Genomic DNA, 26,004 nt, shown 5'->3' on the forward strand with positions numbered 1-26,004 from the left:
CGTAGACTGGGCTCCGTGAGTGAGCTCCCCCCGAACGACAGTGAGCGGTCCGGCTCCGGTGACCCCCTCGACTCCTTCGAGGAGATCATCGAGGCCGAGACGGAACGAGACCCCGACCTCGCGGTGATCGAGGCCGGCAGCCGTACCCTGCGCACGCAGGGCGGCCCGCCGCAGGCCGAGGTGCCCGCGCGACCGGCCGACCCCGAGGTCGACAAGGCGCTGCGGGAGGTCGAGGGGGAGCTGGCGTCCCGCTGGGGCGAGACCAAGCTGGAGCCGTCGGTCAGCCGTATCGCCGCGCTGATGGACGTGCTGGGCGAGCCGCAGCGCGCGTACCCCTCGATCCACATCACCGGCACCAACGGCAAGACGTCCACCGCCCGCATGATCGAGGCCCTCCTCGGCGCCTTCGAACTGCGCACGGGCCGGTACACCTCGCCGCACGTCCAGTCGGTCACCGAGCGGATCAGCCTCGACGGGGCGCCGATCTCCGCCGAGCGGTTCGTGGAGACGTACCAGGACATCAAGCCGTACATCGAGATGGTCGACTCCCAGCAGGAGTACCGGCTGTCCTTCTTCGAGGTGCTCACGGGCATGGCGTACGCGGCGTTCGCCGACGCGCCGGTGGACGTCGCCGTCGTCGAGGTCGGCATGGGCGGCACCTGGGACGCCACCAACGTGATCGACGGGAGCGTCGCCGTCGTGACGCCGATCGACCTCGACCACACCGACCGGCTCGGCGCCACACCCGCCGAGATCGCCACCGAGAAGGCCGGCGTCATCAAGCCGGACGCGACGGTGATCATGGCCCAGCAGCCGGTCGACGCGGCCCAGGTGCTGCTGAAGAAGGCCGTCGAGGTCGATGCGACGGTGGCCCGGGAAGGGCTCGAGTTCGGCGTCGTCGACCGGCAGGTCGCCGTCGGCGGCCAGCAGGTGACCCTGCGCGGCCTCGGCGGGGAGTACCCCGATCTCTATCTGCCGCTGCACGGAGCCCACCAGGCGCACAACGCGGCCGTGGCGCTCGCCGCCGTGGAGGCGTTCTTCGGCGTCGGGGCCCAGCGGGCCGAATCGCTCGACCTCGACACCGTGCGGGGGGCGTTCGCCGCCGTCGCCTCACCGGGCCGGCTGGAGGTCGTACGCCGCTCGCCCACCGTCGTGCTGGACGCCGCCCACAACCCGGCGGGCGCGCGGGCCGCGGCCGCGTCGATCGGGGAGGCGTTCCAGTTCAGCCGGCTCATCGGCGTGGTGGGCGCCAGCGGCGACAAGAACGTGCGCGGGCTGCTCGAGGCCTTCGAGCCGGTCTTCGCCGAGGTCGTCGTCACCCAGAACTCCAGTCACCGCGCGATGGACGCCGACGAACTGGCGGGGATCGCCGTCGAGGTGTTCGGCGAGGACCGCGTCCAGGTCGAACCCCGGTTGCCCGACGCGCTGGAGGCCGCGATCACGCTGGCCGAGGAGGAGGGCGAGTTCACCGGCGCCGGTGTGCTCGTCACCGGTTCCGTCATCACCGTCGGCGAGGCCCGACTGCTCCTGGGGAGGGGCTGAGAAACCGTGCGTACGCTCTGCGCTTCGACCCTGATCAGCGAGGTCCTCGTCATCGGCTTCGCCGGGCTGGTCGCGATGAAGGACCCGAACCTCTCCGTCACCACCGTGTGGACGGTGTGCGGCATCGCCATGTTCCTGTGCGTGGCGCTGTGCGGGATGATCACCCGGCCCGGCGGCCTCGCCCTCGGCTGGGCCCTGCAGCTCGCCCTGCTCGCCTCCGGTTTCTTCGTCCCGACGATGTTCTTCCTGGGCGCGCTGTTCGCGGTGCTGTGGTGGGCCTCGGTGCACTACGGGCGGAAGATCGACGAGGCGAAGGCCCGGTTCGCCGCGCAACAGTCCGCGTAGCAGGTGTCGTCGGTGCCGGGTGCCTCATGGTGCTCGGCACCCGGTCCCTCTCCACCGACGCGGAGATGATCCCGGCTCGCCCTTGTGCTCGGCGTACTGCTGATCATGCTTCCCGCGGTAGCGGGGCTGTCGGACGGGGTCCAGGTGCCGACCTTGCGGCCCCACCGGGTAGCCTCGGGCCATCCGACTTCCTGGCCTGCAAGGAGCCGCACACCATGACCCAGCGCACCCTCGTCCTCCTGAAGCCGGACACCGTCCGCCGCTCACTGGTCGGCGAGATCATCAGCCGCATCGAGCGCAAGGCCGGCTGGCGGATCACCGCGCTGGAGCTGCGCACCCTGGACCGTGCCACCCTGGAGCAGCACTACGAGGAGCACGTCGGCCGCCCGTTCTACGAGCCGCTGGTGGAGTTCATGGCCTCCGGTCCGGTCGTGGCGATGATCGTCGAGGGTGAGCGGGTCATCGAGGGAGTGCGCCAGCTGGCCGGTCCGACCGACCCGGTCGCCGCGGCCCCGGGATCGATCCGCGGCGACTTCGGCGTGATCGTCCGGGAGAACCTGATCCACGCCTCCGACTCCGAGGAGTCCGCCGAGCGCGAGGTGAAGATCTTCTTCCCCGGCCACGCGTGACGTCCCGTCCACCGAGACCGCGCATAACAATCCCATAGCGGCCGTGCGTCGCGCTTCGGCCGTCCGGCGGCTGGTCTGGGGGCTTTGCCCCCAGACCTTTTTGACATATGCGCGGCGTTCGGGGGAACGCATGCCCCCGATGGACCGTCTCCACAAGCAACCGGACCCGCCATCTGCTGACAATGGCGAAGACCCTCGCGCAGTGTTCGCGAAGGCGCGTCTACGATGGAAGCCTTCGCGTCACCGCACCCACCTCGCCGACCTGAAAAGCCCTCAAAAGCCAGTGGGAAGGCCAGACGAATCCTCATGGGGAACTCTATGTCGTTCATCGGCCGTGACATGGCTGTCGACCTCGGGACCGCCAACACGCTGGTGTACGTGAGAGGCCGCGGAATCGTACTCAACGAGCCGTCCGTCGTCGCGATCAACACCAATACCGGTGGCATCCTCGCGGTCGGGGCCGAAGCGAAGAAGATGATCGGGCGCACCCCCGGCAACATCGTTGCCGTACGTCCGCTGAAGGACGGCGTCATCGCCGACTTCGAGATCACCGAGCGGATGCTCCGCTACTTCATTTTGAAGATCCACAAGCGGCGTTACCTGGCCCGTCCGCGGGTCGTCGTCTGTGTCCCCTCGGGCATCACCGGCGTCGAGCGCCGTGCTGTCATCGAGGCGTCGTCCCAGGCCGGCGCCCGCCAGGTGCACATCATCGAGGAACCCATGGCCGCCGCCATCGGCTCCGGCCTGCCGGTCCACGAGGCCACGGGCAACATGGTGGTGGACATCGGCGGCGGCACCACGGAGGTCGCGGTCATCTCCCTCGGCGGCATCGTCACCGCCCAGTCCATCCGGGTCGCGGGTGACGAACTGGACAACGCGATCATCCAGCACATCAAGAAGGAGTACTCCCTCCTGCTGGGTGAGCGCTCGGCCGAGCAGATCAAGCTCACGATCGGTTCGGCGTACGACCTCGACTCCGACGAACACACCGAGATCCGCGGCCGGGACCTGGTCTCCGGGCTGCCCAAGACCGTGGTCATCTCCGCCGACGAGGTGCGCAAGGCGATCGAGGAGCCGGTCAACGCCATCGTGGACGCCGTCAAGACCACCCTGGACAAGTGCCCGCCGGAGCTGTCCGGCGACATCATGGACCGGGGCATCGTGCTGACCGGCGGTGGGGCGCTGCTGCGCGGTCTGGACGAGCGGCTGCGCCGCGAGACGGGCATGCCCATCCACATCGCCGAGGACCCGCTGGACAGCGTGGCGCTCGGCTCCGGGAAGTGCGTCGAGGAGTTCGAGGCGCTCCAGCAGGTGCTGGACGCCCAGCCGCGCAGATGACGCGGCTCTCCGATTCCGCCGTACGGGACGATCTCCTCTCGTACGGCGGATCGTTGATATAGAGACATAAGCTGACCCCCCGTAGTTTCCAGGCCCGTAGATCTGCAGAACCGTAGATCTGTAGATCGTCAGATCCGCGGTTCCCTTAATTCCCCACAGTTTCCGACCACTTCGGTACCACCCCCGTTTTCGTTACCCGTTCTCGACGAGGAAGGCACGGCCGTCGCACGTGAGGGACACACGAGAGAGCCGGCTGCTCCTGGTGCTGCTGATCACCACCGCTTTCGCACTGATCACGGTGGACATCCGCGGCGGAGAGGATTCACCGGTCGACGGTGCCCGGCAGGCCGCGGCGACGGTCTTCGGTCCGATCGAGAACGGAGTGGCCGGAGCGGTCGACCCGATCGGCAACGCCGTCTCCGCGGTCCGCGACTCCGGTGACCGGTACGACCGGCTCGCCGAACTGGAGCGGGAGAACGCCGCGCTCAAGGCCGAACTCGGCAGCGACGACCGCAACCGCAGCAGAGCCAAGCAGCTCGACACGTTGCTGAAGGCCGCCGGCCAGGGCCAGTACGGCATCAAGGGCGCCCAGGTCATCGCCATGGGAGCGGCCCAGGGCTTCTCCTGGACCATCACCATCGACGTCGGCGCCGACGACGGCGTCAAGCGCGACATGACCGTCCTCAACGGCGACGGACTCGTCGGCCGGGTCACCACCGTCGGTCCGAACACCGCCACCGTGCTGCTCGCCAACGATCCCGACTTCACCGTGGGCACCCGCATGGAGGCCGGTGACGAACTCGGCTTCGCCTCCGGCCAGGGCGACCGGCCCCTGCGCGTCGAACTCCTCAACGGCAAGGCCGAGATCAAGAAGGGCGACCGGCTGGTCACCTTCGGCTCACAGGCCGACAAGCCGTTCGTGCCCGGAGTCCCCGTCGGCACCGTCTCCCGCGTCGACCCCTCCGGCGGTGACCTCACCCGCACCCTCTACGTCACGCCGTTCGTCGGCTTCACCAAGCTCGACGTCGTCGGTGTGGTCGTCCAGGCCCCCGAGAAGGACCCGCGCGACACGGTGCTGCCCGAGAAACCGAAGCCCACGCCCATGCCGACCGTCACGGTGACCGTCACCCCGTCAGCCCCGGCCGGCGGCCAGGACCAGCAAGAGCAGTAGGAGCTGTCACCCCATGCGCGTCAACCGGATCCTGCTCTCCAGCTCACTGGTCGTCGTGGCCCTGGTGATCCAGGTGAGCGTCCTCGCCCGCCTCCATCTCCCGGGCGCCGTCCCCGACCTGCTCCTCCTGACGGTCCTCGGCCTCGCCCTGGTCTACGGCCATGTCGGCGGCTCCCTCGTCGGCTTCGCCGCCGGACTCCTCGCCGACCTGGCCCCGCCCGCCGACCACGCCGTCGGCCGCTACGCCCTGGTGCTGTGCGTCGTCGGCTACCTCGCCGGGCTGGTCAAGCCCGAGAGCGGCCAGGTGAGATCGGCGACCGGCCCGATGGCCGTGGTGGTCGCCGCGGCCATCGGCACCACCCTGCTCTACGCCGGTGTCGGCGCCCTCGTCGGCGACACCGCGGCCCGCAACGTCGGTCTCGGCGGACTGCTCTTCAGCGCCGCCCTGTACGACCTGCTGCTCGCCCCCTTCGTCGTCCCCGGGGTCATGGCCCTGGCCCGGCGCGCCGAGAACGATCCACTCGCCGAGAACAGCTCCGCCAAGTCCGGTGACATCGCCTCCGGCTGGAGCTCCGGCGGCACCGGGCTGCGCATCGGCGCCCAGCGGGGCCTGAGGGCGAAGGCGGCGCGGGCGCGGGTGGCGCGGGCCGGCCGCATCAAGGGGGTAAAGCGCCTGTGACACCGCAGAACCTCACCGAGGGGGAGGGAAACCGCGTGACCTCCCACCCGTCTCCCACCACCACCCTCAACGGAATGGGCTGCGCCCATGACTAACATCCCCGAGACCGGGCGCAGCCCACGGGTCCAGATCCGGCTCGTCGTCATCCAGGTACTCGTCCTCTCCCTCCTCGGCACCCTGGGCGGGCGCCTGTGGTACCTCCAGATCCGCGAGGGCGCCGAGTACGCGAAGAAGGCCTCCGGCAACCACGTGCAGCAGGTCGTCCAGCCCGCGGTCCGCGGCTCCATCCTGGACGCCCGCGGAGTGGCCCTCGCCGACAACGAGACCCGGCTGGTCGTCTCCGCCTCCCGCACCGAACTCCTGAGGATGAGGGACGACGGCAAGGCCGTCCTCACCAAGCTCGCAGGCGTCCTCGGCATGCCCACCAAGGAGGTCATGGAGAAGGTCCGGCTGTGTGACGCCAAGACCCCCCAGCCCTGCTGGAACGGATCCCCGTACCAGCCCATCCCCATCACCGACGAGGCCACCGCCAAGCAGGCCCTGCAGATCCGCGAGCGCGCCGAGGACTTCCCCGGCATCAGCGCCGAGCCCCAGGCCGTACGCCGGTACGCGGCTCCCGGGCAGGCCAACACCGCCCAGGTCCTCGGCTACCTCTCGCCCGTCACCGACGAGGAACTCCAGGAGGCACAGGACACCGACTCGCCCTACCTGCGCTCCGACCAGGTCGGCCGTTCCGGCCTGGAACGCGAGTACGACAAGCAGTTGCGCGGCAAGGCGGGCGTCACCCGTTACGAGGTCGACAACCTCGGCCGCGTCATCGGCGAGGCCCAGGCCGACCCCGCCCAGCCCGGCGCCAACCTCGTCACCAGCATCGACGCCCGCGTCCAGCGGGTCGCCGAGTACGAGCTGAACGAGGCGATGAAGCAGGCCCGCAAGGAGATGGACCGCAACACCAACCGCCTCTACGAGGCCGACTCCGGGGCCATCGTCGTCATGGAGGCCAAGACCGGCCGCGTCGTCGCCATGGCCTCCAACCCGAGTTACGACCCCAACGCCTGGGTGGGCGGCATCTCCGGCAAGGACTACGCCAAGCTCACCGGCAAGAAGTCCAACTACCCGCTGCTGAACCGCGCCATCCAGGGTGTGTCGGCACCCGGCTCCATCTTCAAGGTCATCCCGACGGCCGCCGCGATCAACGCCGGCTACTCCTTCGACGGCCCCTACGAGTGCTCCAGCTCGTACTCCATCGGCGGCCAGGTCTTCAAGAACTTCGAATCCCAGAACCACGGCGGGATCAGCCTCGGCCGAGCCCTCGAGGTCTCCTGCGACACCGTCTTCTACCGGCTCGCCCACGAGGAGTGGAAGCGCGACGGCGGCAACAAGCCGAAGAAGAACGCCAAGGACTGGTTCTACAAGACCTCCCACCAGTTCGGCCTCGGTGAGCTGACCGGCATCGACCTGCCCAACGAGGTCACCGGCCGCGTCCCCGACCGCCAGTGGAAGGCCGACTACTGGAAGGCCAACAAGGACGCCTGGTGCAAGTCCGGCAAGAAGGACGGCAGCTACGTCGAGCGCATCGCCTACGAGAACTGCCTCGAAGGCAACCGACTGCGTGCCGGTGACTCCGTCAACTACTCCATCGGCCAGGGCGACACCCTCGTCACCCCCATCCAGATGGCCGCCGTCTACGCGGCCCTCTCCAACGGCGGCACCCTCTACCACCCCACCGTCGGCAAGGCCGTCATCAGCCCCGACGGCAAGCAGGTCACGGAGATCGAGCCCAAGGCGCACAGCAAGCTGCCGGTGACGAAGAAGACCCTCAAAGCCATAGACGGAGCCCTCGAGGGAGTCGCCACCCGCGGTACGGCCGCCTGGCGGTTCGGCGGCTGGCCGCAGGACGAGATCCCGATGCATGCCAAGACCGGTACCGCCGAGGTCCACGGCAAGCAGACCACCTCGTGGTTCGCGACCTACACCAAGGACTACTCGATCGTCATGACGATCTCCCAGGGCGGCACCGGCTCCGGCGCCTCGGGCCCCGCCGTGCGCAATGTCTACAACGCGCTGTACGGCGTCTCCCCGGACGGCGGGATCGACAAGAAGAAGGCGCTGCTGTCCACCCCGCAGAAGACGCTGCCCAAGGTCAGGACGGACGGCACCATCATCTCCCCGAAGATCTCCAAGGACCCGGCCAAGGACCTGCGGGCCACCGAGGAGGCCGGGACCGAGGAGGGCGGGACGACGCCCGACGGCCAGGACCAGGGCGCGACCGTGAACACGCCCCCGCCCGTCAACCGCGACACCCGCCGCCGAGACGCACGACGGAGCGCCGGCCGGGCGCGCCGCACAGCAGACCGGAGGACGGCGCCATGACCGGCGGAGTCAACAGCTTCCACGTCTCCGGCTACGGACCCGAGCGGGCCGGCTGGACGCGGCTCCTCGCCCGCGACTCCCCGGCCCGGCGACTCGACTGGCCGATACTGCTGTCGGCGATCGCCCTGTCGCTGCTCGGCTCCCTCCTGGTCTACTCGGCGACCCGCAACCGCACCGAGCTCAACCAGGGCGACCCGTACTACTTCCTGGTCCGGCACTGGCTGAACACCGGCATCGGCCTGGCCCTGATGGTCGCCATGCTCTGGCTCGGCCACCGCGCCCTGCGCACCGCCGTACCGGTCCTCTACGGCGCCTCGGTCTTCCTGATCCTGCTGGTGCTCACCCCGCTGGGCTCCACCATCAACGGCGCCCACTCCTGGATCAAGCTCGGCGGAGGCTTCTCGCTCCAGCCCTCGGAGTTCGTGAAGCTCACCATCATCCTGGGCATGGCCATGCTGCTCGCGGCCCGGGTCGACGCGGGCGACAAGCCCTACCCCGACCACCGCACGGTCCTCCAGGCCCTGGGGCTGGCCGTCGTCCCCATGCTGATCGTGATGCTGATGCCCGACCTCGGCTCGGTCATGGTCATGGTCGTCATCGTGCTCGGCGTGCTGCTCGCCTCCGGCACCTCCAACCGGTGGATCTTCGGCCTGATCGGCGCCGGAGCCGTCGGCGCCGTCACCGTCTGGCAGCTCGGAGTCCTCGACGAGTACCAGATCAACCGCTTCGCCGCCTTCGCCAACCCCGAACTCGACCCCGCCGGCGTCGGCTACAACACCAACCAGGCCCGCATCGCCATCGGCTCCGGCGGCCTCACCGGCTCCGGCCTCTTCGAAGGCTCGCAGACCACCGGCCAGTTCGTGCCCGAGCAGCAGACCGACTTCGTCTTCACCGTCGCCGGGGAGGAGCTCGGGTTCATCGGCGGCGGGCTCATCATCGTCCTGCTCGGCGTCATCCTGTGGCGCGCCTGCCGCATCGCCCGCGACACCACCGACCTGTACGGCACCATCGTCGCCGCCGGCATCGTCGCCTGGTTCGCCTTCCAGGCCTTCGAGAACATCGGCATGACCCTCGGCATCATGCCGGTCACCGGCCTGCCCCTGCCGTTCGTGTCCTACGGCGGCTCGTCGATGTTCGCGGTGTGGCTGGCCGTGGGACTCCTGCAGTCGATCAGACTGCAGCGCCCGCTGTCCGCGAGCGTGTCCGGCCGTACGACCGGTGCGGACCGGCCCCGCCGTTCCGCACCGGTCACGAGTAGATTCAGGTCTGGCGGATAGGTTCAGTTCATGGCGGACACCACACGCGAAATCGAGCGAAAGTACGAGTCCGGCGACAGCGGACTCCCCGACCTGACCGGCGTCCCCGGCGTGGCGTCCCTCGTCGACCAGGGCGTCGTCCACCTCGACGCCACCTACTACGACACCGCTGACCACCGCCTCGCCGCCGCCTCCCTCACCCTGCGCCGCCGCACCGGAGGCTCCGACGCCGGCTGGCACCTGAAGTTCCCCGTCGCCCCCGGAGTGCGCGACGAGATCCGCGCCCCGCTCTCCGACACCGTCCCGGAGGACCTCGCCCGGCTCGTCCGCTCCCGCGTCCGCGGCGCCGCACTGGGCCCCGTGGTCCGGCTGCGCTCCGACCGCGACGTACGCCACCTCCTCGACGCCACCGGCCGGCTCCTCGCCGAGATCAGCGTCGACACCGTGCACGCCGAACGCCTCACCGGCGACGGCACCGCCCAGTGGACCGAGATCGAGGTCGAACTCGCCGACGACGGCGACCCCGCCTTCCTCGACAAGGTCGACAAACGGCTCCGCAAGGCGGGCCTGCGCCCCTCGAAGGCGCCCTCCAAGCTCGCCAGGGCCCTCGCCGAGACGGCACCCCCCACGCACACGCCCGAGGCCGCCCCCGCACCCGCGGCCGCCCCGACCGCGGCACCGAAGCGCAAGCACCGCAGCCGGCCGGTGGGGAAACCCGTCACCGCCGGCGACCACGTCCTCGCCTACGTCCGCGCCCAGCGGGACGCCCTCGTCGAACTCGACCCCGCCGTACGCCAGGACGTACCCGACTCCGTGCACCGCATGCGCGTCGCCACCCGCCGCCTGCGCAGCACCTTCCGCTCCTTCCGCAGCGTCCTCGACCGGAAGACCACCGACCCCGTCGGCGTCGACCTGAAATGGCTGGCCGGAGAGCTCGGCCTGGACCGCGACCAGGAAGTCCTCGCCGGGCGCCTCATCACGGCCCTGGACGACCTGCCCGACGCCCTCGTCCACGGCCCCGTGCGCGACAGGCTGACCACCTGGTCCGAGACCGGCCACCGTGGAGCCCACGGCAAGGTCACCGGAGTCCTCGACTCCCACCGCTACCTCACCCTGCTCGACACCCTCGACGCCCTGTTGGCCGACCCGCCCCTGCGGAAGAAGGCCGCGGCCGGCCCGGACAAGGTGCTCGCCAAGGCCGTGAGCAAGGACCTCGACAAGCTGTCCGGCCTCGTCACCCGGGCCCTGGACCTCCCGCCCGGCCACGAACGCGACCTCGCCCTGCACGAGGCTCGCAAGAAGACCAAGCGCACCCGCTACGCCGCCGAGACCGCCACCCCGGCTCTCGACGACCCCGCCAAGGACCTGGTCAAGAGCATGAAGTCCCTCCAGGGCCTGCTCGGCGACCACCAGGACAGCGTCATGGCCCGCAAGACCCTGCGCGAACTCGCCGCCGTAGCCCACGCGGCGGGGGAGAGCGACTTCACGTACGGGGTGCTGTACGGACGCGAGGAGCGGCGCGCGGAGATCACCGAGAACGCCCTCCCGGAAACCTGGAAGCCGATCAGAAAATCCGCCGCCTTCTGAAGCGGTTAGGCTGGATGGTCACCCGCCCCCAGCCTCCGGCCGGGGGAACCCCAGCCAGCACACGAAGGTTCCCGAGATGCCTGCCGAAGCCGCCGTGGCCGCCGAGTCTGTGTTCCCTCAGCTCGAAGCGCTGCTCCCGCATGTGCAGAAGCCGATCCAGTACGTCGGCGGAGAGCTCAACTCCACGGTCAAGCCTTGGGACAGCTGCGATGTCCGCTGGGCCCTCATGTACCCCGACGCGTACGAGGTCGGACTGCCCAACCAGGGCGTCATGATCCTCTACGAGGTGCTCAACGAACAGGAAGGCGTCCTCGCCGAGCGCACCTACAGCGTCTGGCCGGACCTGGAGGAACTGATGCGGGAGCACGCCGTCCCGCAGTTCACGGTCGACAGCCACCGTCCGGTCAAGGCCTTCGACGTGTTCGGCCTGAGCTTCTCCACCGAGCTCGGCTACACCAACATGCTCACCGCCCTGGACCTGTCCGGCATCCCGCTCGAGGCCAGGGACCGCGGCCTCGACGACCCGATCGTCGTGGCCGGCGGCCACGCCGCCTTCAACCCCGAGCCGATCGCCGACTTCATCGACTGCGCCGTCATCGGCGACGGCGAGCAGGCCGTCCTGGAGATCACCCGGATCACCCGCGCCTGGAAGGAGGAGGGCCGCCCCGGCGGCCGCGAGGAACTCCTCCACCGCCTGGCCCGGACCGGTGGCGTCTACGTCCCCGCCTTCTACGACGTCGAGTACCTCCCCGACGGCCGGATCGCCCGCGTCGTACCGAACAGGTCGGGCGTCCCGTGGCGCGTCTCCAAGCACACGGTGATGGACCTCGACGAGTGGCCCTACCCCAAGCAGCCCCTCGTCCCGCTCGCCGAGACGGTCCACGAGCGCATGTCGGTGGAGATCTTCCGCGGCTGCACCCGCGGCTGCCGCTTCTGCCAGGCCGGCATGATCACCCGCCCGGTGCGCGAGCGCTCCATCACCGGCATCGGCGACATGGTCGAGAAGGGCCTGAAGGCCACCGGCTTCGAAGAGGTCGGCCTGCTCTCCCTCTCCTCCGCCGACCACTCGGAGATCGGCGACATCGCCAAGGGCCTCGCCGACCGCTACGAAGAGGACAAGATCGGCCTCTCCCTGCCCTCCACCCGCGTCGACGCCTTCAACGTCGACCTGGCCAACGAACTGACCCGCAACGGCCGCCGCTCCGGCCTGACCTTCGCCCCCGAGGGCGGCTCGGAGCGTATGCGCAAGGTCATCAACAAGATGGTCTCGGAGGACGACCTGATCAGGACCGTCGCCACGGCCTACGGCAACGGCTGGCGCCAGGTGAAGCTCTACTTCATGTGCGGCCTGCCCACCGAGACCGACGACGACGTCCTCCAGATCGCCGACATGGCGATGAACGTCATCCAGAAGGGCCGCGAGGTCTCCGGCTCGGGCGACATCCGCTGCACGGTCTCCATCGGCGGCTTCGTCCCCAAGCCGCACACCCCCTTCCAGTGGGCACCGCAACTGTCGGCCGAGGAGACGGACGCCCGCCTGACCAAACTGCGCGACAAGATCCGCGGCGACAAGAAGTACGGCCGCTCCATCGGCTTCCGCTACCACGACGGCAAGCCCGGCATCGTCGAAGGCCTCCTCTCCCGCGGCGACCGCCGCGTCGGCGCGGTCATCCGCGCGGTCTACGAGGACGGCGGTCGCTTCGACGGCTGGCGCGAGCACTTCTCCTACGACCGCTGGATGGGCTGCGCCGACAAGGCCCTGGCGCAGTACGGCGTGGACGTCGACTGGTACACCACCCGCGAACGCTCCTACGAGGAGGTCCTCCCCTGGGACCACCTCGACTCCGGCCTCGACAAGGACTGGCTCTGGGAGGACTGGCAGGACGCCCTCGACGAGACAGAGGTCGAGGACTGTCGCTGGACCCCCTGCTTCGACTGCGGGGTGTGTCCTCAGATGGACACCAGTATTCAAATCGGACCAACTGGTAAGAAGCTGCTGCCTCTGACGGTGAAGAACACGGCCTGACCGTGCGGCACACGGCGCCCGCTTCCCGCGGTGCTTCGTCCTGAGCCGTCGTCCCGGGATGTTCGGTGGGCCCACTCCGGAAAACGGAGTGGGCCCACCGGCGTTCGCGGCCTGCGACGGGGGTGGTGTTATGACCGGGCCGCGTCAGGGGTGGGTGCGGGGGTCGGCTCGGATTGGTGGGGGGTGAGGAGCGGCGGAAGGACGGCTTCCAGGTCGTCCAGGGCCTTTCTGGCGGTGGCGATGCGGGCGCGTAGATCCTGCGCGGGGTCCGGGGCGGGGGCCGGGGCGAGGGCCTCGGGGGAGTGTTCGCGTTCCAGTTCGCGGGCTTCCTCCAGGGAGCTGATGACGACCCCGATGAGGACGTTGACCAGGACGAACGAGGCGAACAGTACGTAGGAGGCGTAGTAGACGATGCTCCAGCGGGAGATCTCCAGGCCCGCGTGGACGGCGTCACCGAGGCCGTCCAGGGTCATCAGCAGGAAGAGGGTGAGGGCGGCGCGGCCGATGGAGCCGAACTGGCCGGGGTCCGCCTCGCTGAAGAAGACCCAGCCGACCATGGCGTAGACGTAGAGCAGGAGCGCGCCCACCAGGAGGAAGCTGACGGTGCCCGGCAGGCTACGGGCCACCGCGACGAAGACGATCCGCAGCTGGGGGAGGAAGCGGGCGGTGCGCAGGACGCGGGCGAGGCGCAGGAGCCGCAGAACGGTGGTGTTCTCGCGGACGAGGGGCAGGAAGGCGCAGGCGACGACGGCCAGGTCGAAGAGGTTCCAGGGGTCGCGGAAGAAGTCGCGGGGGCGGTCCGCGTGGGCGCAGGCGCGCAGGGCTATCTCGACGGTGAAGGCGGCGAGGCAGAGGTGCTCGGCGAGGCGTAATCCGTGGTGCCAGTCCCTGGAGAGTCCGCTGTAGGTCTCGGCTCCCAGCAGGGCCGCGTTGGTGAGGATCAGGATGAAGACGGTGAGGGCGAACCAGCGGGCTTCGGTGACGGCGCGGGCTCTCTCCGCCAAGGCGTGGCGGAGGGGCCGGGGGGTGGCGCCCGTGAGGGCAGGGTGGTCGTTCACGTGCTTGTATCTACTCCTTCGTGCTGCGCGTCATGCCCGCCGTTCGAAGGAACCGGCGGATCGTGCAGCGGTGACACTTCCGGGCAGATTTCTACAGCACTGTAGATGTGGGGATTCCCGCCGGTGTGCGGCCGGTGCATCCGAATGTTCCGCAGGGGCGTCCTCATCCGTATGAAGCAGGAGAAGACGGGTGTCGAGCGGCCGGTGGCGCCCGCGGGTGAGGGGTGTCTGGTCACGGCGGTTCGCCTGCCGGTACGGATCGTCGTGTTCGTCCTGGTGCTGCCGGTGCGGATGGCGTGGGACGGGTGTGTTGCCGCCGCGCGGTGGCTGGACCGTGCCGTGTTCCGGCCGCTCGGGCGAGCGCTGTGGTGGGTGGGGCGAGCGGTGTTCGTGTGGCCGCTGGTGGGGCTGTGGCGATACGGCCTCGTGCCGCTCGGCAAGGCGCTCGCCCGGCTCGGGAACCTGGTGATCGTCATTCCCGCCGGGTGGCTGTACCGGTATGTGCTCGTGCCGCTCGGGCACGCGCTGGTGTGGCTGTACGGGCGGGTGCTGACGCCCTTCGGGCACGGCGTGATGTGGGTGCTGCGAGGGATCGCGGCCGTCTGCACAGCGATCGGGCTCGGGGTGTTCGCGGTCCTCGCCTGGCTCACGCGGTACCTGGTCGTCGTGCCCTGCGCGTGGCTGTACAGGTGGGTGCTCACACCCGTCGGACAGGCCGTCGCCTGGTGCGTGAAGGGGCTGGTACGGCTGGCGGACATGCTCGTCACCGGTATCGGTACGGGGCTGTACTGGATCACCCGGCTCCTGCTCGTGCTGCCCCTGCTCGCCGTGTGGCGCTGGGTTCTGGTGCCGGTCGGGCGGGTGCTCGCCGTCGTCGCGCGGGAGATCGGCAACGCCCTCGGGCACGCCTGGCGGGTCGCCGGGCACGTCTCGCTCGCGGTGGGACGGTTCCTGGGCGCCCTGGTGCGGTGGATCGTCGTGGAGCCCGCGCGGTGGATGTACACGCGTGTGCTGACACCGGTGGGGCACATGGTGCGGGACGCGGTGCTGCGGCCCGCCGCCGAGGCCGGGCGCGCCGTGGGAAGGGCCGTACGGCAGTCCCTCGCCGCCGCCCGCGCTTCGGTGCGGCGGGCCCGTGCCGATGTCCGCCGGATGTTCCTCGGAGAGCAGGGGGAGCCGGTGCTCACGGACCGACGGGAACCTATCGGCGGTGAGGCGCGTACTCTTGGTAGCAGTACAACCGCTCTCACGAAGGACTGAACGACACTGGGCAAGCGACAGCCCGAAGGTCCGCCGCCCGCACCCGCGGTACAGCGCATTCGACTGCGCTACACCAAGCGCGGCCGCCTCCGGTTCACCAGCCACCGTGACTTCCAGCGTGCCTTCGAGCGCGCGCTGCGCCGTGCCGAGGTGCCGATGGCGTACTCGGCGGGGTTCACGCCGCACCCGAAGGTGTCGTACGCCAATGCCGCACCCACCGGCACGGGCAGTGAGGCGGAGTACCTGGAGATCGCGCTCACCCGGGCGCGGGATCCGGAGCGGATCAGAGCCCTCCTCGACGAGTCGCTGCCCACCGGGCTCGACATCATCGAGGCGGCCGAGGCCCGTACCTCGGGGCTCGCAGACCGGCTCACGGCCTCGGTGTGGGAGCTGCGGCTGGCCGGTGTCGACGGCGAGGAGGCCCGCCGAGCGGTGGACGCCTTCAACGCGGCCGGTACCGTCGAGGTGCAGCGCCGGACGAAGAACGGGGTGCGTACGTTCGACACCCGTTCCGCGGTCGTGGCTCTGGAAAGCCTGGAAACGCACCCTTCGTCGGCTGATAGGCCGACCGACCAGCCCTGTGCGATACTGCGGCTGGTTGTTCGGCACGTGACGCCTGCCGTTCGACCCGACGACGTCCTGTCCGGTCTCCGCGCCGTGGCCGATCTGGCGCCGCCGGTCCCCGCAGCGGTGACCAGGCTGGCGCAGGGGCTGCTCGATGAAGAGACCGGCACGGTGACCGACCCGCTCGCGCCCGACCGCGAGGCAGCAGCGACCGAGCCGCATCCGGCCGGTGCCACTGCCACCGCGACGGCGCCGGTGTAAGGAAGGTCCCGCGTAGGGACGGACGTCGTAGCGCCGCCCTCGTACCTCGGGAGCCACCTGGGTCGGGCAGCGCACCCATCACAAGACTTTCGCCAGGCCGTGCGCATTCGGTGTACGGAACCGGTGAGACAGGACACAGAGAGTTCCCGTGCGGCGCCCGCGCCCCGGACGGCGGCAACCGCGCTTCGCGCGAGCCGCGGACGTCACCGGCATCGCCGGACCGGGTGCGGCGCCCGGGAGCCTGACGGGAGAAACCCCCGCATGCTCGAACCGACCGAGCCCACAGAGGGCTTCGAACCGAACAGCCCCAGCGACACCCTGCCGCCGCGCCGACGGCGACGGGCCGCGTCCCGTCCGGCCGGTCCGCCCGCGGCGGGCACCGGCACGGAGGCCGAGACGGTCACGTCGGCCATACCGGCCGCCGAGTTCCCTGAGTCTCCTGAGCCCGCAGAGCCGCTCGACGAGAACGACGAGCTCGCGGCCGAGGAGGGCACCGAGGCCGAGGCCGCCGCGCAGCCGGTGGCAGCCCGGGAGGAAGCACCGGCCGCCACGGACACCGCCGCTCCGCCTCGGCGTCGCCGTGTGGTGCGCCGCTCAACCTCGCCCGCCGGGACACCGGCGTCGGCCAAGGCCGCCGAGACCGTCGTGCCGACGGCCGAGACCCCCGCTGCTCAGGCCGCTCCGGCCGCCGAGCCCGCCGTGGAGGCGGCGCCGGCCGAGCCCGCCGGGGACGCCGCCCCGCCGCGCGCGCGCCGTCGTGCGACGCGCCGTGTGACCTCGCCGACGGCCACCGTCACCGAGGCCACCGAACCGGCGGAGAGCGCCGTGCCCGCGAGCACCGCCCAGGCCGCCGACACGGCTGTCACTGCCGATATCACCGATATCACCGACATCACCGACACTGCCGAAGACGCGGCTCCCCGCCGCACCCGGCGCCGCGCCTCGCGCAGCGTCTCCGCGCCCGCGACCGCCGAGGCCGCCGCCTCCCCCGCCGAGGAGGCGCAGGCTCCCGTGACCGAGTCCACCGGGCAGACCGCGGTCTCCGAGACACCAGCCGAGCCCGCCGCGGACGACGCCGCTCCGCGCCGCCGTCGCCGTACGGTCCGCAAGGCCGCCGCCGGGTTCGCCGAGCCCGCCCGGCCGGCCACCGGATCCGCCGCGGCCGGGGCCGAGACCGGGACGTCGAGGCGCCCCGCCCGTCCCGCCGTCGCCGTCTTCCAGGCTCCCGTGTTCACCGAGCCCCAGTTCCAGACGCCGGAGCGGGCCGCCGCCGAAGCGGCCGCCGAGGCCGCCGGTAGGCCGGAGCAGCCGGAGCAGCCGGAGCAGCCGGAGGAGACCGAGGAGCTCCCGGAGGAGCAGCCCACCGCCTCGCGCCGCCGCCGTCGCCGTCGGGGCGCGGCGGACGAGACCGACGCGGTCCCGGCCGCTGCCGCCGCCCGCGTCGAGGACGACGAGGACCGGTCCGCCGACGACGCGGAGACCGACGAGTCGGCGGAGGGCCTCTCCGACGACGACCACGACGACCACGACGAGAGCGAAGGGGCCGGTTCCCGCCGTCGCCGTCGCCGCGGTGGCCGTCGCCGCAGGCGCGGCGAGTCCGCCGAGGCGGAGGCCGAGGGCGGCGAGCCCGGGGACGACACCGAGCGCACCGGCGCCGAGCACGACGCCGAGCACGGCGCCGAGGACGGCGCCGAGGACGGCGCGGACCAGTCCGCCGACGACACGGAGCACGCCGACGAGTCGGCCGAGGACCGTGACGAGGCGGGCACCGCGGGCGGCTCCAGCAGCAGCCGGCGCCGTCGTCGCCGGCGTCGCCGGGCCGGGGACAGCGGCGGCGAGGCCGAGACCTCCACCGACGACCCCGAGCGCACCGTCGTCAAGGTCCGCGAACCGCGCAGGCCCGCCGAGCCGTCGGACGAGGTGCAGTCCATCAAGGGCTCCACCCGCCTGGAGGCGAAGAAGCAGCGCCGCCGGGAAGGCCGTGAACAGGGCCGCCGGCGCGTCCCGATCATCACCGAGGCCGAGTTCCTGGCCCGCCGTGAGGCCGTCGAGCGCGTCATGGTGGTCCGGCAGTACGGCGACCGTACGCAGATCGGCGTCCTGGAGGACGGGGTGCTCGTCGAGCACTACGTCAACAAGGAGCAGGCGACCTCGTACGTCGGCAACGTGTACCTCGGCAAGGTGCAGAACGTGCTGCCGTCGATGGAGGCCGCGTTCATCGACATCGGCAAGGGCCGCAACGCCGTGCTCTACGCCGGTGAGGTCAACTTCGGGGCGCTGGGCATGGCCAACGGCCCGCGTCGGATCGAGGCCGCGCTGAAGTCGGGCCAGTCGGTCCTCGCCCAGGTGACGAAGGACCCGATCGGGCACAAGGGTGCCCGTCTGACCAGCCAGGTCTCCCTCCCGGGCCGCTACCTCGTGTACGTCCCCGAGGGTTCGATGACCGGCATCAGCCGCAAGCTGCCCGACACCGAGCGGGCCCGGCTGAAGACCATCCTCAAGAAGGTCGTCCCCGAGGACGCGGGTGTCATCGTGCGCACCGCCGCCGAGGGCGCGAGCGAGGACGAGCTGCGCCGTGACGTCGAGCGGCTGCAGGCGCAGTGGGAGGAGATCAAGAAGAAGTCCAAGAGCGGTGGCAGCTCGAACGCGCCGTCGCTGCTGTACGGCGAGCCGGACATGACCGTCCGGGTCGTGCGGGACATCTTCAACGAGGACTTCTCCAAGGTCGTCGTCAGCGGCGACGAGGCATGGGAGACCATCCACGGGTACGTCGCGCACGTCGCGCCCGACCTGGCCGACCGGCTGCAGAGGTGGACCAGCGAGGTCGACGTCTTCGCCACGTACCGGATCGACGAGCAGCTCGCCAAGGCGCTCGACCGCAAGGTCTGGCTGCCCAGCGGTGGTTCGCTGGTGATCGACCGGACCGAGGCGATGGTCGTCATCGACGTCAACACCGGAAAGTTCACCGGTCAGGGCGGCAACCTCGAGGAGACGGTCACCAGGAACAACCTGGAGGCGGCCGAGGAGATCGTGCGCCAGCTGCGGCTGCGCGACCTCGGCGGCATCATCGTCATCGACTTCATCGACATGGTCCTGGAGTCCAACCGGGACCTGGTGCTGCGGCGCCTGCTGGAGTGCCTGGGCCGGGACCGTACGAAGCACCAGGTCGCCGAGGTGACCTCGCTGGGTCTGGTGCAGATGACCCGCAAGCGGGTCGGCCAGGGCCTGCTGGAGTCGTTCTCGGAGACCTGCGTCCACTGCAACGGGCGTGGTGTCGTCGTCCACCTGGACCAGCCCACCTCCGCCGGAGGCGGCGGCAAGCGCAGGAAGCGGGCGCGGGCCGGTGCCGGGGAGCATGTCCACGAGCACGAGGCCGACGCCGTCCCGACGGCGGAGCAGGAGGCGGAAGCGGAGTCGGAGACGGCGGCCGAGGTGGCCGCCGAGGTCGCCGCGCCGGTCGCGCTTCCGGCCCTGGAGTACACGCCGGACGAGGAGCTGTACAGCAGCGCCGCCGAGGCGGAGGCCGCGGCCACTCGCGGACGTACCCGTCGCCGGGTGAGCCGCAGGGCCTCGGCCCCGGCGGGCGCGCCGAGGCGCGAGCAGCCCCGGCGCGAGCCGGCTGCCGCCGTGGTCGCCGATGGGTCCGGACCCGACGGGTCCGGCGCGGAGGTGCCGACGGCTCAGGAGACGACGGTCGCCGAGGAGACCGCACGCCCGGTCCAGCCGGAGCCGGCCGCCGAGGCGCACGCCGTACCGGCCGCCGCCGAGGACCCGGTCGTCGAGGCGCCCGCCGCCGCGGCAGCGCCTGCCGAGGACGCCGCTCCCCAGGGCCGTACGCGTCGCCGGGCCACCCGCAAGGTGTCCGCGCCGGCCGGTTCCCCGGCGGGTGCGCAGGCCGCGGTGGTGACGATCGCGGACACGGCGGACACGGCGTCCGCTGTGGACGCAGCCCCTGCGACGTCCGAGCAGGCGCCGGAGCCGGTGGCCGAGGAGTCCCCGGCCGAGGCGCCCGAGCCGGCCGCCGACACCGCCGCCCCGCCCCGCCCGCGCCGCCGTGCGGTGCGCAAGCCCACCGTGTCCACCGCGTCCGAGGAGGCGGCCGTCGTGGTCGTCCCGTCGGCCCCGGTGGTGGAGACGGCCCCGGCGGACGAGGCGGCAGCGGCCGTCACCGCGACGGCACCCGCCGAGGGAGCCGACGAGGCAGTCGCCGACGAGGCGGCTCCGGCCAAGAAGACCGCCCGCGCGGCGGCCAAGAAGGCCACGGCGAAGAAGGCCGCCACGAAGAAGACGGTGGCCAAGAAGACGACGGCCGCGAAGAAGACGACGACGGCGAAGAAGACCGCCGTCAAGAAGACGACGGCCAAGAAGGCCGCGGCCAAGACCACCAAGACGGCCGTGAAGAAGACGACGGCGAAGAAGGCCGCGGCAGCGGCCCAGCAGCCCTCGCCCTCGGTCACGGCGTCGACGGAGGACTGATCAGGAGCCGCCCCCAGGGGTGGCACGCCGAGAGGCGCGGGGCACCGGTGACAGCCGGTGCCCCGCGCCTCTCGGCGTCTCCGCCGGGTCGCGGCCTCCGCCGGGTCGCGCCGTGAACGGCGTCAGGCCGTGCAGTCCGGACAGATTCCGCGGTAGGTCAGTTCGACGTCGGCGAGCGTGTATCCGAAGCGTTCCGACTCCGGAAGGTCCGAGAGGGGGTCGCCCGCCGGGTGCACGTCGCGGATGGTGCCGCAGCGGTCGCAGAGCAGGTGGTGATGGGGCCGGTGCGCGTTCGGGTCGTAGCGCGTGGCGCGGTGGTCGGTCGAGACCTCGACGAGCTCGCCCAGCGTCACCAGTTCGCCCAGGGTGTTGTAGACCGTCGCCCGGGAGATCTCGGGCAGCCGCTCCACCGCGCGCGCGTGCACCTCGTCGGCGGTCAGATGGATGTGGTCCCCGCCGAGAACCTCGGCCACAACGCGTCGCTGCGCGGTCAGGCGCCAGCCGCGTTCCCGAAGCCTCTTCAAGAGATCACTCATGTACGTCACCCTAACCAGCGATTGATCCCATCTCAAGAACAGATATGGTTCTGAATGTCGCCTTGACTTAGACCATGTCTAACATAGGGTAGGTCTTGATGCGGGCTGCGGAGCAGCGCGCGCGGACGCTCGGACGGCCAGGACCGCCAGGCCTTGACCCCCTGCGAAGAACCACACACCGAGGAGCGAGCTTTGACCGAGAACAACCAGAAGCCGTTGACCACGGCTGCCGGCGCGCCGGTTGCCGACAACCAGAACTCCCTGACGGCCGGTCCGCGCGGTCCGATGCTCCTGCAGGACGTGTGGTTCCTGGAGAAGCTCGCACACTTCGACCGCGAGGTCATCCCGGAGCGCCGGATGCACGCCAAGGGCTCGGGCGCGTTCGGCACCTTCACGGTGACCCACGACATCACGCAGTACACGAGCGCGAAGATCTTCTCCGAGATCGGCAAGAAGACCGAGATGTTCGCCCGGTTCTCCACCGTCGCCGGTGAGCGCGGCGCGGCCGACGCCGAGCGCGACATCCGCGGCTTCGCCCTGAAGTTCTACACGGACGAGGGCAACTGGGACCTGGTCGGGAACAACACCCCGGTCTTCTTCTTCCGCGACCCGCTGAGGTTCCCGGACCTCAACCGCGCGGTGAAGCGCGACCCGCGCACCAACCTCCGCGACGCCGAGAACAACTGGGACTTCTGGACCAACCTCCCCGAGGCCCTGCACCAGGTCACGATCGTGATGTCCGACCGCGGCATCCCCGCCTCGTACCGGCACATGCACGGCTTCGGCTCGCATACCTACAGCCTGATCAACGCCGAGGGCGAGCGGTTCTGGGTCAAGTTCCACCACCGCACCCAGCAGGGCATCAAGAACCTCACCGACGCCGAGGCCGAGGCCCTGGTCGGCAAGGACCGCGAGTCCCACCAGCGCGACCTCTACGAGGCGATCGAGAACGGCGACTTCCCGAAGTGGAAGCTGTTCATCCAGGTCATGCCGGAGGCCGACGCGGAGAACTACCGCTTCCACCCCTTCGACCTCACCAAGGTCTGGTCGAAGAAGGACTACCCGCTGATCGAGGTCGGCGAGTGGGAGCTCAACCGCAACCCCGCGAACTACTTCGCGGACGTCGAGCAGGCCGCTTTCACCCCGGCGAACGTGGTGCCGGGCATCAGCTACTCGCCCGACAGGATGCTGCAGGGCCGCCTCTTCTCCTACGGCGACGCCCAGCGCTACCGCCTCGGTGTGAACCACCACCAGATCCCGGTCAACGCCGCGAAGAACCCGGTGAACACCTACCACCGCGACGGCGCCATGCGGGTCGACGGCAACCAGGGCTCCACCCCGGGCATCGAGCCCAACTCCTACGGCCGCTGGGCCGACCAGCCGGCCTACCGCGAGCCGAGCCTGGCCGTGGGTGCCGTCGCCGACCGGTTCAACTTCCGTGAGGACGACGACAACTACTTCGAGCAGCCCGGAAACCTGTTCCGCCTGATGAGCCCCGAGCAGCAGAAGGTTCTCTTCGAGAACACGGCGCGCGCCATCAACGGCGCCTCGGAGCAGACCGTCGAGCGGCACATCGCCAACTGCACCCAGGCCGACCCGGCCTACGGCGAAGGCGTCCGCAAGGCGATCGAGGCCCTGGCCGCCGGCAACCTCTGAGCCTCGCCGTTCGAGGGAACCGCGGTACATGCCGCACCGCGCCCGGGCGTGCGCCGTCACCGCCCGGTGCCCTCACAGACATGACCAGCACAACCGCGTGATCAGGAGGGATTCACATGAGCAGGGGCAGTCTGACTCCTGAGCAGACGGAACGCGTCGTGGCCATCGCCATGGACCTGGCCCGGGAGGGCGGCACCGAGGAGCTGGCGGGGTTCGTGGAGCACGGGCTGCCGGTCGACGTGACCGACGCGGCCGGCAACACCCTGCTCATGCTCGCCGCCTATCACGGCCACGCCGACACCGTACGGGCTCTGCTCCGGCTCGGCGCCGACCCCGACCTGCGCAACGCCCGGGACCAGGCACCCATCGCCGGCGCCCTGTTCAAGGGCGCGGACGAGGTGGTCGAGGTGCTGCGGGAGGCCGGTGCGGATCTGGACTCCGGCACGCCGACCGCTCGGGTCGCGGCGGCCATGTTCGGGCGCGCCCACCTGCTCGCGAGCTGATCCACCGGGCGGGGCCGCCCCCGTCCGGCACGGTGTCCACCGATCGACCGGGCCCGGTTTGACCGGTCGGGGCACGTCCCCGTAACCTTGACCGTCGGCGTGTCCATCGGGACGCCACATCCCCGTAAACCTCTTCCTCCCGGGCGCGGGTCGGCTCGGGAGAGGTTGCCCGTGTGTCTGTCGGGCAGCTGGCCTGCGGGGTGCCGTTCATCGAGTGAGAGAGAGATCCGCGTGTACGCCATCGTGCGCAGCGGTGGTCGCCAGCACAAGGTTGCTGTCGGCGACATCGTTGAGGTTGACAAGATTTCCACCGCCAAGGTCGGCGACACGGTCGAGCTCTCGACCCTGCTCCTCGTCGACGGCGAGGTCGTGACCAGCGACCCGTGGGTGCTGGCCGGTGTCAAGGTCCAGGCCGAGGTCGTGGACCACCACAAGGGCCAGAAGATCGACATTCTGCGCTACAAGAACAAGACCGGCTACCGCCGTCGTCAGGGCCACCGCCAGCAGTACACGGCGATCAAGGTCACTGAGATCCCCACGGCTGCGAAGTAAGGGACTGAGGAGAGATGGCACACAAGAAGGGCGCATCGTCCACCCGGAACGGTCGCGACTCCAATGCCCAGCGGCTCGGCGTGAAGCGCTTCGGCGGTCAGGTCGTCAACGCGGGTGAGATCCTCGTCCGCCAGCGCGGCACCCACTTCCACCCCGGCGCCGGCGTCGGTCGTGGCGGCGACGACACGCTGTTCGCCCTGGAGGCCGGTTCGGTGCAGTTCGGCACCAGCCGTGGCCGCAAGGTCGTGAACATCGTTCCGGTCGCCTGATCGGAAGCTTTCGCGAGGCGGACCTCACTTCCCTGGCGGGAAGGCGGGTCCGCCTTTCGCGTGTTGAACCAGGAAACACGTACACACGTACACCGCACTGTCTCTGGAGGCACCCCCCCATGACCACCTTCGTGGACCGCGTCGAACTGCATGTCGCCGCGGGTAACGGAGGCCACGGCTGTGCCTCCGTCCACCGTGAGAAGTTCAAGCCGCTGGGCGGACCGGACGGCGGGAACGGCGGGCGGGGCGGCGATGTCATCCTGACCGTCGACCAGTCCGTGACCACGCTCCTCGAGTACCACCACTCCCCGCACCGCAAGGCCACCAACGGCAAGCCCGGCGAGGGCGGCCACCGCAGCGGCAAGGACGGTCAGGACCTGGTCCTGCCGGTGCCGGACGGGACCGTCGTCCTCGACAAGGCGGGCAACGTGCTCGCCGACCTGGTCGGGAACGGGACCTCGTACGTCGCCGCCCAGGGCGGCCGGGGCGGGCTCGGGAACGCCGCCCTCGCCTCCGCACGGCGCAAGGCGCCCGGGTTCGCGCTGCTCGGTGTGCCGGGGGACCTGCAGGACATCGTCCTGGAACTGAAGACCGTCGCCGACGTGGCACTGGTCGGGTATCCGAGCGCGGGGAAGTCCTCGCTGATCTCCGTGCTCTCCGCGGCCAAGCCCAAGATCGCCGACTATCCCTTCACCACCCTCGTGCCCAACCTGGGCGTCGTCACCGCCGGGTCGACCGTCTACACCATCGCCGACGTGCCGGGGCTCATCCCGGGCGCCAGCCAGGGCAAGGGCCTGGGGCTCGAGTTCCTGCGGCACGTGGAGCGGTGCAGCGTGCTCGTGCACGTGCTGGACACCGCGACGCTGGAGTCGGACCGCGACCCCGTCTCCGACCTCGACATCATCGAGGAGGAACTGCGGCAGTACGGCGGCCTCGACGACCGCCCCCGCATCGTCGTCCTCAACAAGACCGACGTACCGGACGGCAAGGACCTCGCCGAGATGGTCCGGCCCGACCTGGAGGGGCGCGGCTACCGCGTCTTCGAGGTGTCCGCCGTCGCCCACCTCGGGCTGCGGGAACTGTCGTTCGCGCTCGCCGAGTCGGTGGCCCAGGCGCGGGCCGCCAGGCCGCAGGAGGAGGCGACCCGCATCGTCATCCGGCCCAAGGCCGTGGACGACTCCGGGTTCACCGTCACCCGCGAGGACGACGGACTGTTCCGGGTGCGCGGCGAGAAGCCCGAACGCTGGGTCCGCCAGACCGACTTCAACAACGACGAGGCCGTCGGCTACCTCGCCGACCGGCTCAACCGGGTCGGGGTGGAGGACGCGTTGGTGAAGGCCGGCGCCCGGTCCGGCGACGGTGTCGCCATCGGCCCCGAGGACAACGCGGTCGTCTTCGACTGGGAGCCGACGGTCACCGCCGGTGCGGAGATGCTCGGCCGGCGCGGCGAGGACCACCGCTTCGAGGCGCCCCGCCCGGCTGCCCAGCGACGCCGCGAGCGGCAGGCCGAACGGGACGAGACCGAGCGGGAGTACGGCGACTTCAAGCCGTTCTAGTGCCTCGGCAGGCGGCGTTCGCCCGTCAAGGAGCGGCGTCATGGGGGTGCCCCCTGCTCATGGGGGTCCCCCCTGTTCATGGGGGTCCCCCCTGTTCGAGAGAAGCCGAGAACTCGGGGGAGAAGCCGAGAGCTCGGGGGAGCGTGCCGGGCGTCGCGACGGGGCGAACGTTGCCTGCGGAGACGCCAGGCCGGACAGGTCGCAGGGTCTGTCGTGAGGAGCGTGCCGGGCTCGCGGCACGCTCCTGACGGATTACGGTGACCGAACCGGGCGGCCGGTGCCGCGGCCCGCCGTCCGCAGCTCACCTTCAGGACCTGTCCGGGCAACGCGATGTTCCCGTGCCGGGGCGGGTTTTCCGTTGTCTTTC

Annotated in this window: 19 protein-coding genes and 1 pseudogene; 18 read left to right on the top strand and 2 right to left on the bottom strand. The window is 70.7% G+C overall.

The window, feature by feature from the left end:
- Positions 1-15: 15 nt before the first annotated feature.
- The 10 genes and pseudogenes from folC to AC6F7H_RS19215 all read left to right on the top strand — a co-directional run bounded on the left by folC (position 16) and on the right by AC6F7H_RS19215 (position 12,946).
- Positions 16-1,542 carry a bifunctional tetrahydrofolate synthase/dihydrofolate synthase gene (gene folC, locus AC6F7H_RS19170; RefSeq protein WP_500758167.1) on the top strand — a complete coding sequence of 509 codons (1,527 nt, stop codon included), beginning with the start codon at positions 16-18 and terminating at the stop codon, positions 1,540-1,542.
- A gap of 6 nt (positions 1,543-1,548) precedes the next feature.
- Positions 1,549-1,887, top strand: a complete 339-nt coding sequence (locus AC6F7H_RS19175; RefSeq protein WP_500758168.1) for a DUF4233 domain-containing protein — start codon at positions 1,549-1,551, stop codon at positions 1,885-1,887.
- Positions 1,888-2,102: 215 nt separating this feature from the next.
- Positions 2,103-2,516, top strand: coding sequence for a nucleoside-diphosphate kinase (ndk, locus tag AC6F7H_RS19180; protein WP_109379173.1), 414 nt, complete (start codon positions 2,103-2,105; stop codon positions 2,514-2,516).
- 318 nt (positions 2,517-2,834) lie between these two features.
- Positions 2,835-3,854, top strand: a complete 1,020-nt coding sequence (locus tag AC6F7H_RS19185; RefSeq protein WP_109379091.1) for a rod shape-determining protein — start codon at positions 2,835-2,837, stop codon at positions 3,852-3,854.
- Between the two features lie 229 nt (positions 3,855-4,083).
- Positions 4,084-5,025: a rod shape-determining protein MreC gene (mreC, locus tag AC6F7H_RS19190; RefSeq protein WP_500758169.1), complete on the top strand. Its 942-nt coding sequence runs from the start codon at positions 4,084-4,086 to the stop codon at positions 5,023-5,025.
- A 13-nt stretch (positions 5,026-5,038) separates the two neighbouring features.
- Positions 5,039-5,704 carry a rod shape-determining protein MreD gene (gene mreD, locus AC6F7H_RS19195; protein ID WP_109379089.1) on the top strand — a complete coding sequence of 222 codons (666 nt, stop codon included), beginning with the start codon at positions 5,039-5,041 and terminating at the stop codon, positions 5,702-5,704.
- Positions 5,705-5,791: 87 nt separating this feature from the next.
- Positions 5,792-8,077 carry a penicillin-binding protein 2 gene (mrdA, locus tag AC6F7H_RS19200; protein ID WP_500758170.1) on the top strand — a complete coding sequence of 762 codons (2,286 nt, stop codon included), beginning with the start codon at positions 5,792-5,794 and terminating at the stop codon, positions 8,075-8,077.
- Positions 8,074-9,273 (top strand): annotated as a pseudogene (gene rodA / locus AC6F7H_RS19205) (rod shape-determining protein RodA); the annotation flags it as partial. The gene mrdA and the pseudogene rodA, both read left to right, overlap by 4 nt.
- A 90-nt stretch (positions 9,274-9,363) precedes the next feature.
- On the top strand, positions 9,364-10,920 hold the full coding sequence (locus AC6F7H_RS19210; protein WP_500758171.1) for a CYTH and CHAD domain-containing protein: 1,557 nt from the start codon (positions 9,364-9,366) through the stop codon (positions 10,918-10,920).
- 76 nt (positions 10,921-10,996) lie between these two features.
- Positions 10,997-12,946, top strand: coding sequence for a TIGR03960 family B12-binding radical SAM protein (locus AC6F7H_RS19215; protein ID WP_500758172.1), 1,950 nt, complete (start codon positions 10,997-10,999; stop codon positions 12,944-12,946).
- 128 nt (positions 12,947-13,074) lie between these two features.
- Here AC6F7H_RS19215 and AC6F7H_RS19220 read toward each other — a convergent pair whose 3' ends face one another.
- Positions 13,075-14,004, bottom strand: a complete 930-nt coding sequence (locus tag AC6F7H_RS19220; RefSeq protein ID WP_500758173.1) for an ion transporter — start codon at positions 14,002-14,004, stop codon at positions 13,075-13,077.
- A 171-nt stretch (positions 14,005-14,175) separates the two neighbouring features.
- On the opposite strand from AC6F7H_RS19220, the gene AC6F7H_RS19225 reads away from it, so the two are divergent.
- The 3 genes from AC6F7H_RS19225 to AC6F7H_RS19235 all read left to right on the top strand — a co-directional run bounded on the left by AC6F7H_RS19225 (position 14,176) and on the right by AC6F7H_RS19235 (position 20,565).
- Positions 14,176-15,264 (top strand): hypothetical protein, encoded by a 1,089-nt coding sequence (locus AC6F7H_RS19225; protein ID WP_500758174.1) that lies wholly within the window; start codon positions 14,176-14,178, stop codon positions 15,262-15,264.
- A 6-nt stretch (positions 15,265-15,270) separates the two neighbouring features.
- On the top strand, positions 15,271-16,089 hold the full coding sequence (locus AC6F7H_RS19230; protein ID WP_500761933.1) for a TIGR03936 family radical SAM-associated protein: 819 nt from the start codon (positions 15,271-15,273) through the stop codon (positions 16,087-16,089).
- A 261-nt stretch (positions 16,090-16,350) separates the two neighbouring features.
- Positions 16,351-20,565: an Rne/Rng family ribonuclease gene (locus AC6F7H_RS19235; RefSeq protein WP_500758175.1), complete on the top strand. Its 4,215-nt coding sequence runs from the start codon at positions 16,351-16,353 to the stop codon at positions 20,563-20,565.
- A 122-nt stretch (positions 20,566-20,687) separates the two neighbouring features.
- Here AC6F7H_RS19235 and AC6F7H_RS19240 read toward each other — a convergent pair whose 3' ends face one another.
- The gene (locus AC6F7H_RS19240) at positions 20,688-21,101 is read right to left on the bottom strand and encodes a Fur family transcriptional regulator (RefSeq protein ID WP_500758176.1); all 414 of its coding nucleotides are present in this window, start codon (positions 21,099-21,101) and stop codon (positions 20,688-20,690) included.
- Positions 21,102-21,293: 192 nt separating this feature from the next.
- On the opposite strand from AC6F7H_RS19240, the gene AC6F7H_RS19245 reads away from it, so the two are divergent.
- The 5 genes from AC6F7H_RS19245 to obgE all read left to right on the top strand — a co-directional run bounded on the left by AC6F7H_RS19245 (position 21,294) and on the right by obgE (position 25,637).
- Positions 21,294-22,757 carry a catalase gene (locus AC6F7H_RS19245; RefSeq protein ID WP_109379081.1) on the top strand — a complete coding sequence of 488 codons (1,464 nt, stop codon included), beginning with the start codon at positions 21,294-21,296 and terminating at the stop codon, positions 22,755-22,757.
- Between the two features lie 116 nt (positions 22,758-22,873).
- Positions 22,874-23,260: an ankyrin repeat domain-containing protein gene (locus AC6F7H_RS19250; protein ID WP_500758177.1), complete on the top strand. Its 387-nt coding sequence runs from the start codon at positions 22,874-22,876 to the stop codon at positions 23,258-23,260.
- 231 nt (positions 23,261-23,491) lie between these two features.
- Positions 23,492-23,812 carry a 50S ribosomal protein L21 gene (gene rplU / locus AC6F7H_RS19255; RefSeq protein ID WP_500758178.1) on the top strand — a complete coding sequence of 107 codons (321 nt, stop codon included), beginning with the start codon at positions 23,492-23,494 and terminating at the stop codon, positions 23,810-23,812.
- Positions 23,813-23,826: 14 nt separating this feature from the next.
- Positions 23,827-24,081, top strand: a complete 255-nt coding sequence (rpmA, locus tag AC6F7H_RS19260) for a 50S ribosomal protein L27 (protein WP_057615924.1) — start codon at positions 23,827-23,829, stop codon at positions 24,079-24,081.
- A 119-nt stretch (positions 24,082-24,200) separates the two neighbouring features.
- Positions 24,201-25,637 (top strand): GTPase ObgE, encoded by a 1,437-nt coding sequence (gene obgE / locus AC6F7H_RS19265; protein ID WP_500758179.1) that lies wholly within the window; start codon positions 24,201-24,203, stop codon positions 25,635-25,637.
- Positions 25,638-26,004: the final 367 nt, after the last annotated feature.

The organism is Streptomyces sp. MMS24-W38 (genome assembly GCF_059889265.1).

Excerpts from the sequence above, each read along its gene's own strand:
- AC6F7H_RS19240 (WP_500758176.1), bottom strand. The coding sequence starts at position 21,101 with ATGAGTGATCTCTTGAAGAGGCTTCGGGAACGCGGCTGGCGCCTGACC.
- AC6F7H_RS19235 (WP_500758175.1), top strand. The coding sequence starts at position 16,351 with ATGCTCGAACCGACCGAGCCCACAGAGGGCTTCGAACCGAACAGCCCC.
- AC6F7H_RS19210 (WP_500758171.1), top strand. The coding sequence starts at position 9,364 with ATGGCGGACACCACACGCGAAATCGAGCGAAAGTACGAGTCCGGCGAC.
- AC6F7H_RS19225 (WP_500758174.1), top strand. The coding sequence starts at position 14,176 with ATGAAGCAGGAGAAGACGGGTGTCGAGCGGCCGGTGGCGCCCGCGGGT.
- mrdA (WP_500758170.1), top strand. The coding sequence starts at position 5,792 with ATGACTAACATCCCCGAGACCGGGCGCAGCCCACGGGTCCAGATCCGG.
- AC6F7H_RS19250 (WP_500758177.1), top strand. The coding sequence starts at position 22,874 with ATGAGCAGGGGCAGTCTGACTCCTGAGCAGACGGAACGCGTCGTGGCC.
- AC6F7H_RS19185 (WP_109379091.1), top strand. The coding sequence starts at position 2,835 with ATGTCGTTCATCGGCCGTGACATGGCTGTCGACCTCGGGACCGCCAAC.
- ndk (WP_109379173.1), top strand. The coding sequence starts at position 2,103 with ATGACCCAGCGCACCCTCGTCCTCCTGAAGCCGGACACCGTCCGCCGC.
- rpmA (WP_057615924.1), top strand. The coding sequence starts at position 23,827 with ATGGCACACAAGAAGGGCGCATCGTCCACCCGGAACGGTCGCGACTCC.
- mreD (WP_109379089.1), top strand. The coding sequence starts at position 5,039 with ATGCGCGTCAACCGGATCCTGCTCTCCAGCTCACTGGTCGTCGTGGCC.
- obgE (WP_500758179.1), top strand. The coding sequence starts at position 24,201 with ATGACCACCTTCGTGGACCGCGTCGAACTGCATGTCGCCGCGGGTAAC.
- AC6F7H_RS19215 (WP_500758172.1), top strand. The coding sequence starts at position 10,997 with ATGCCTGCCGAAGCCGCCGTGGCCGCCGAGTCTGTGTTCCCTCAGCTC.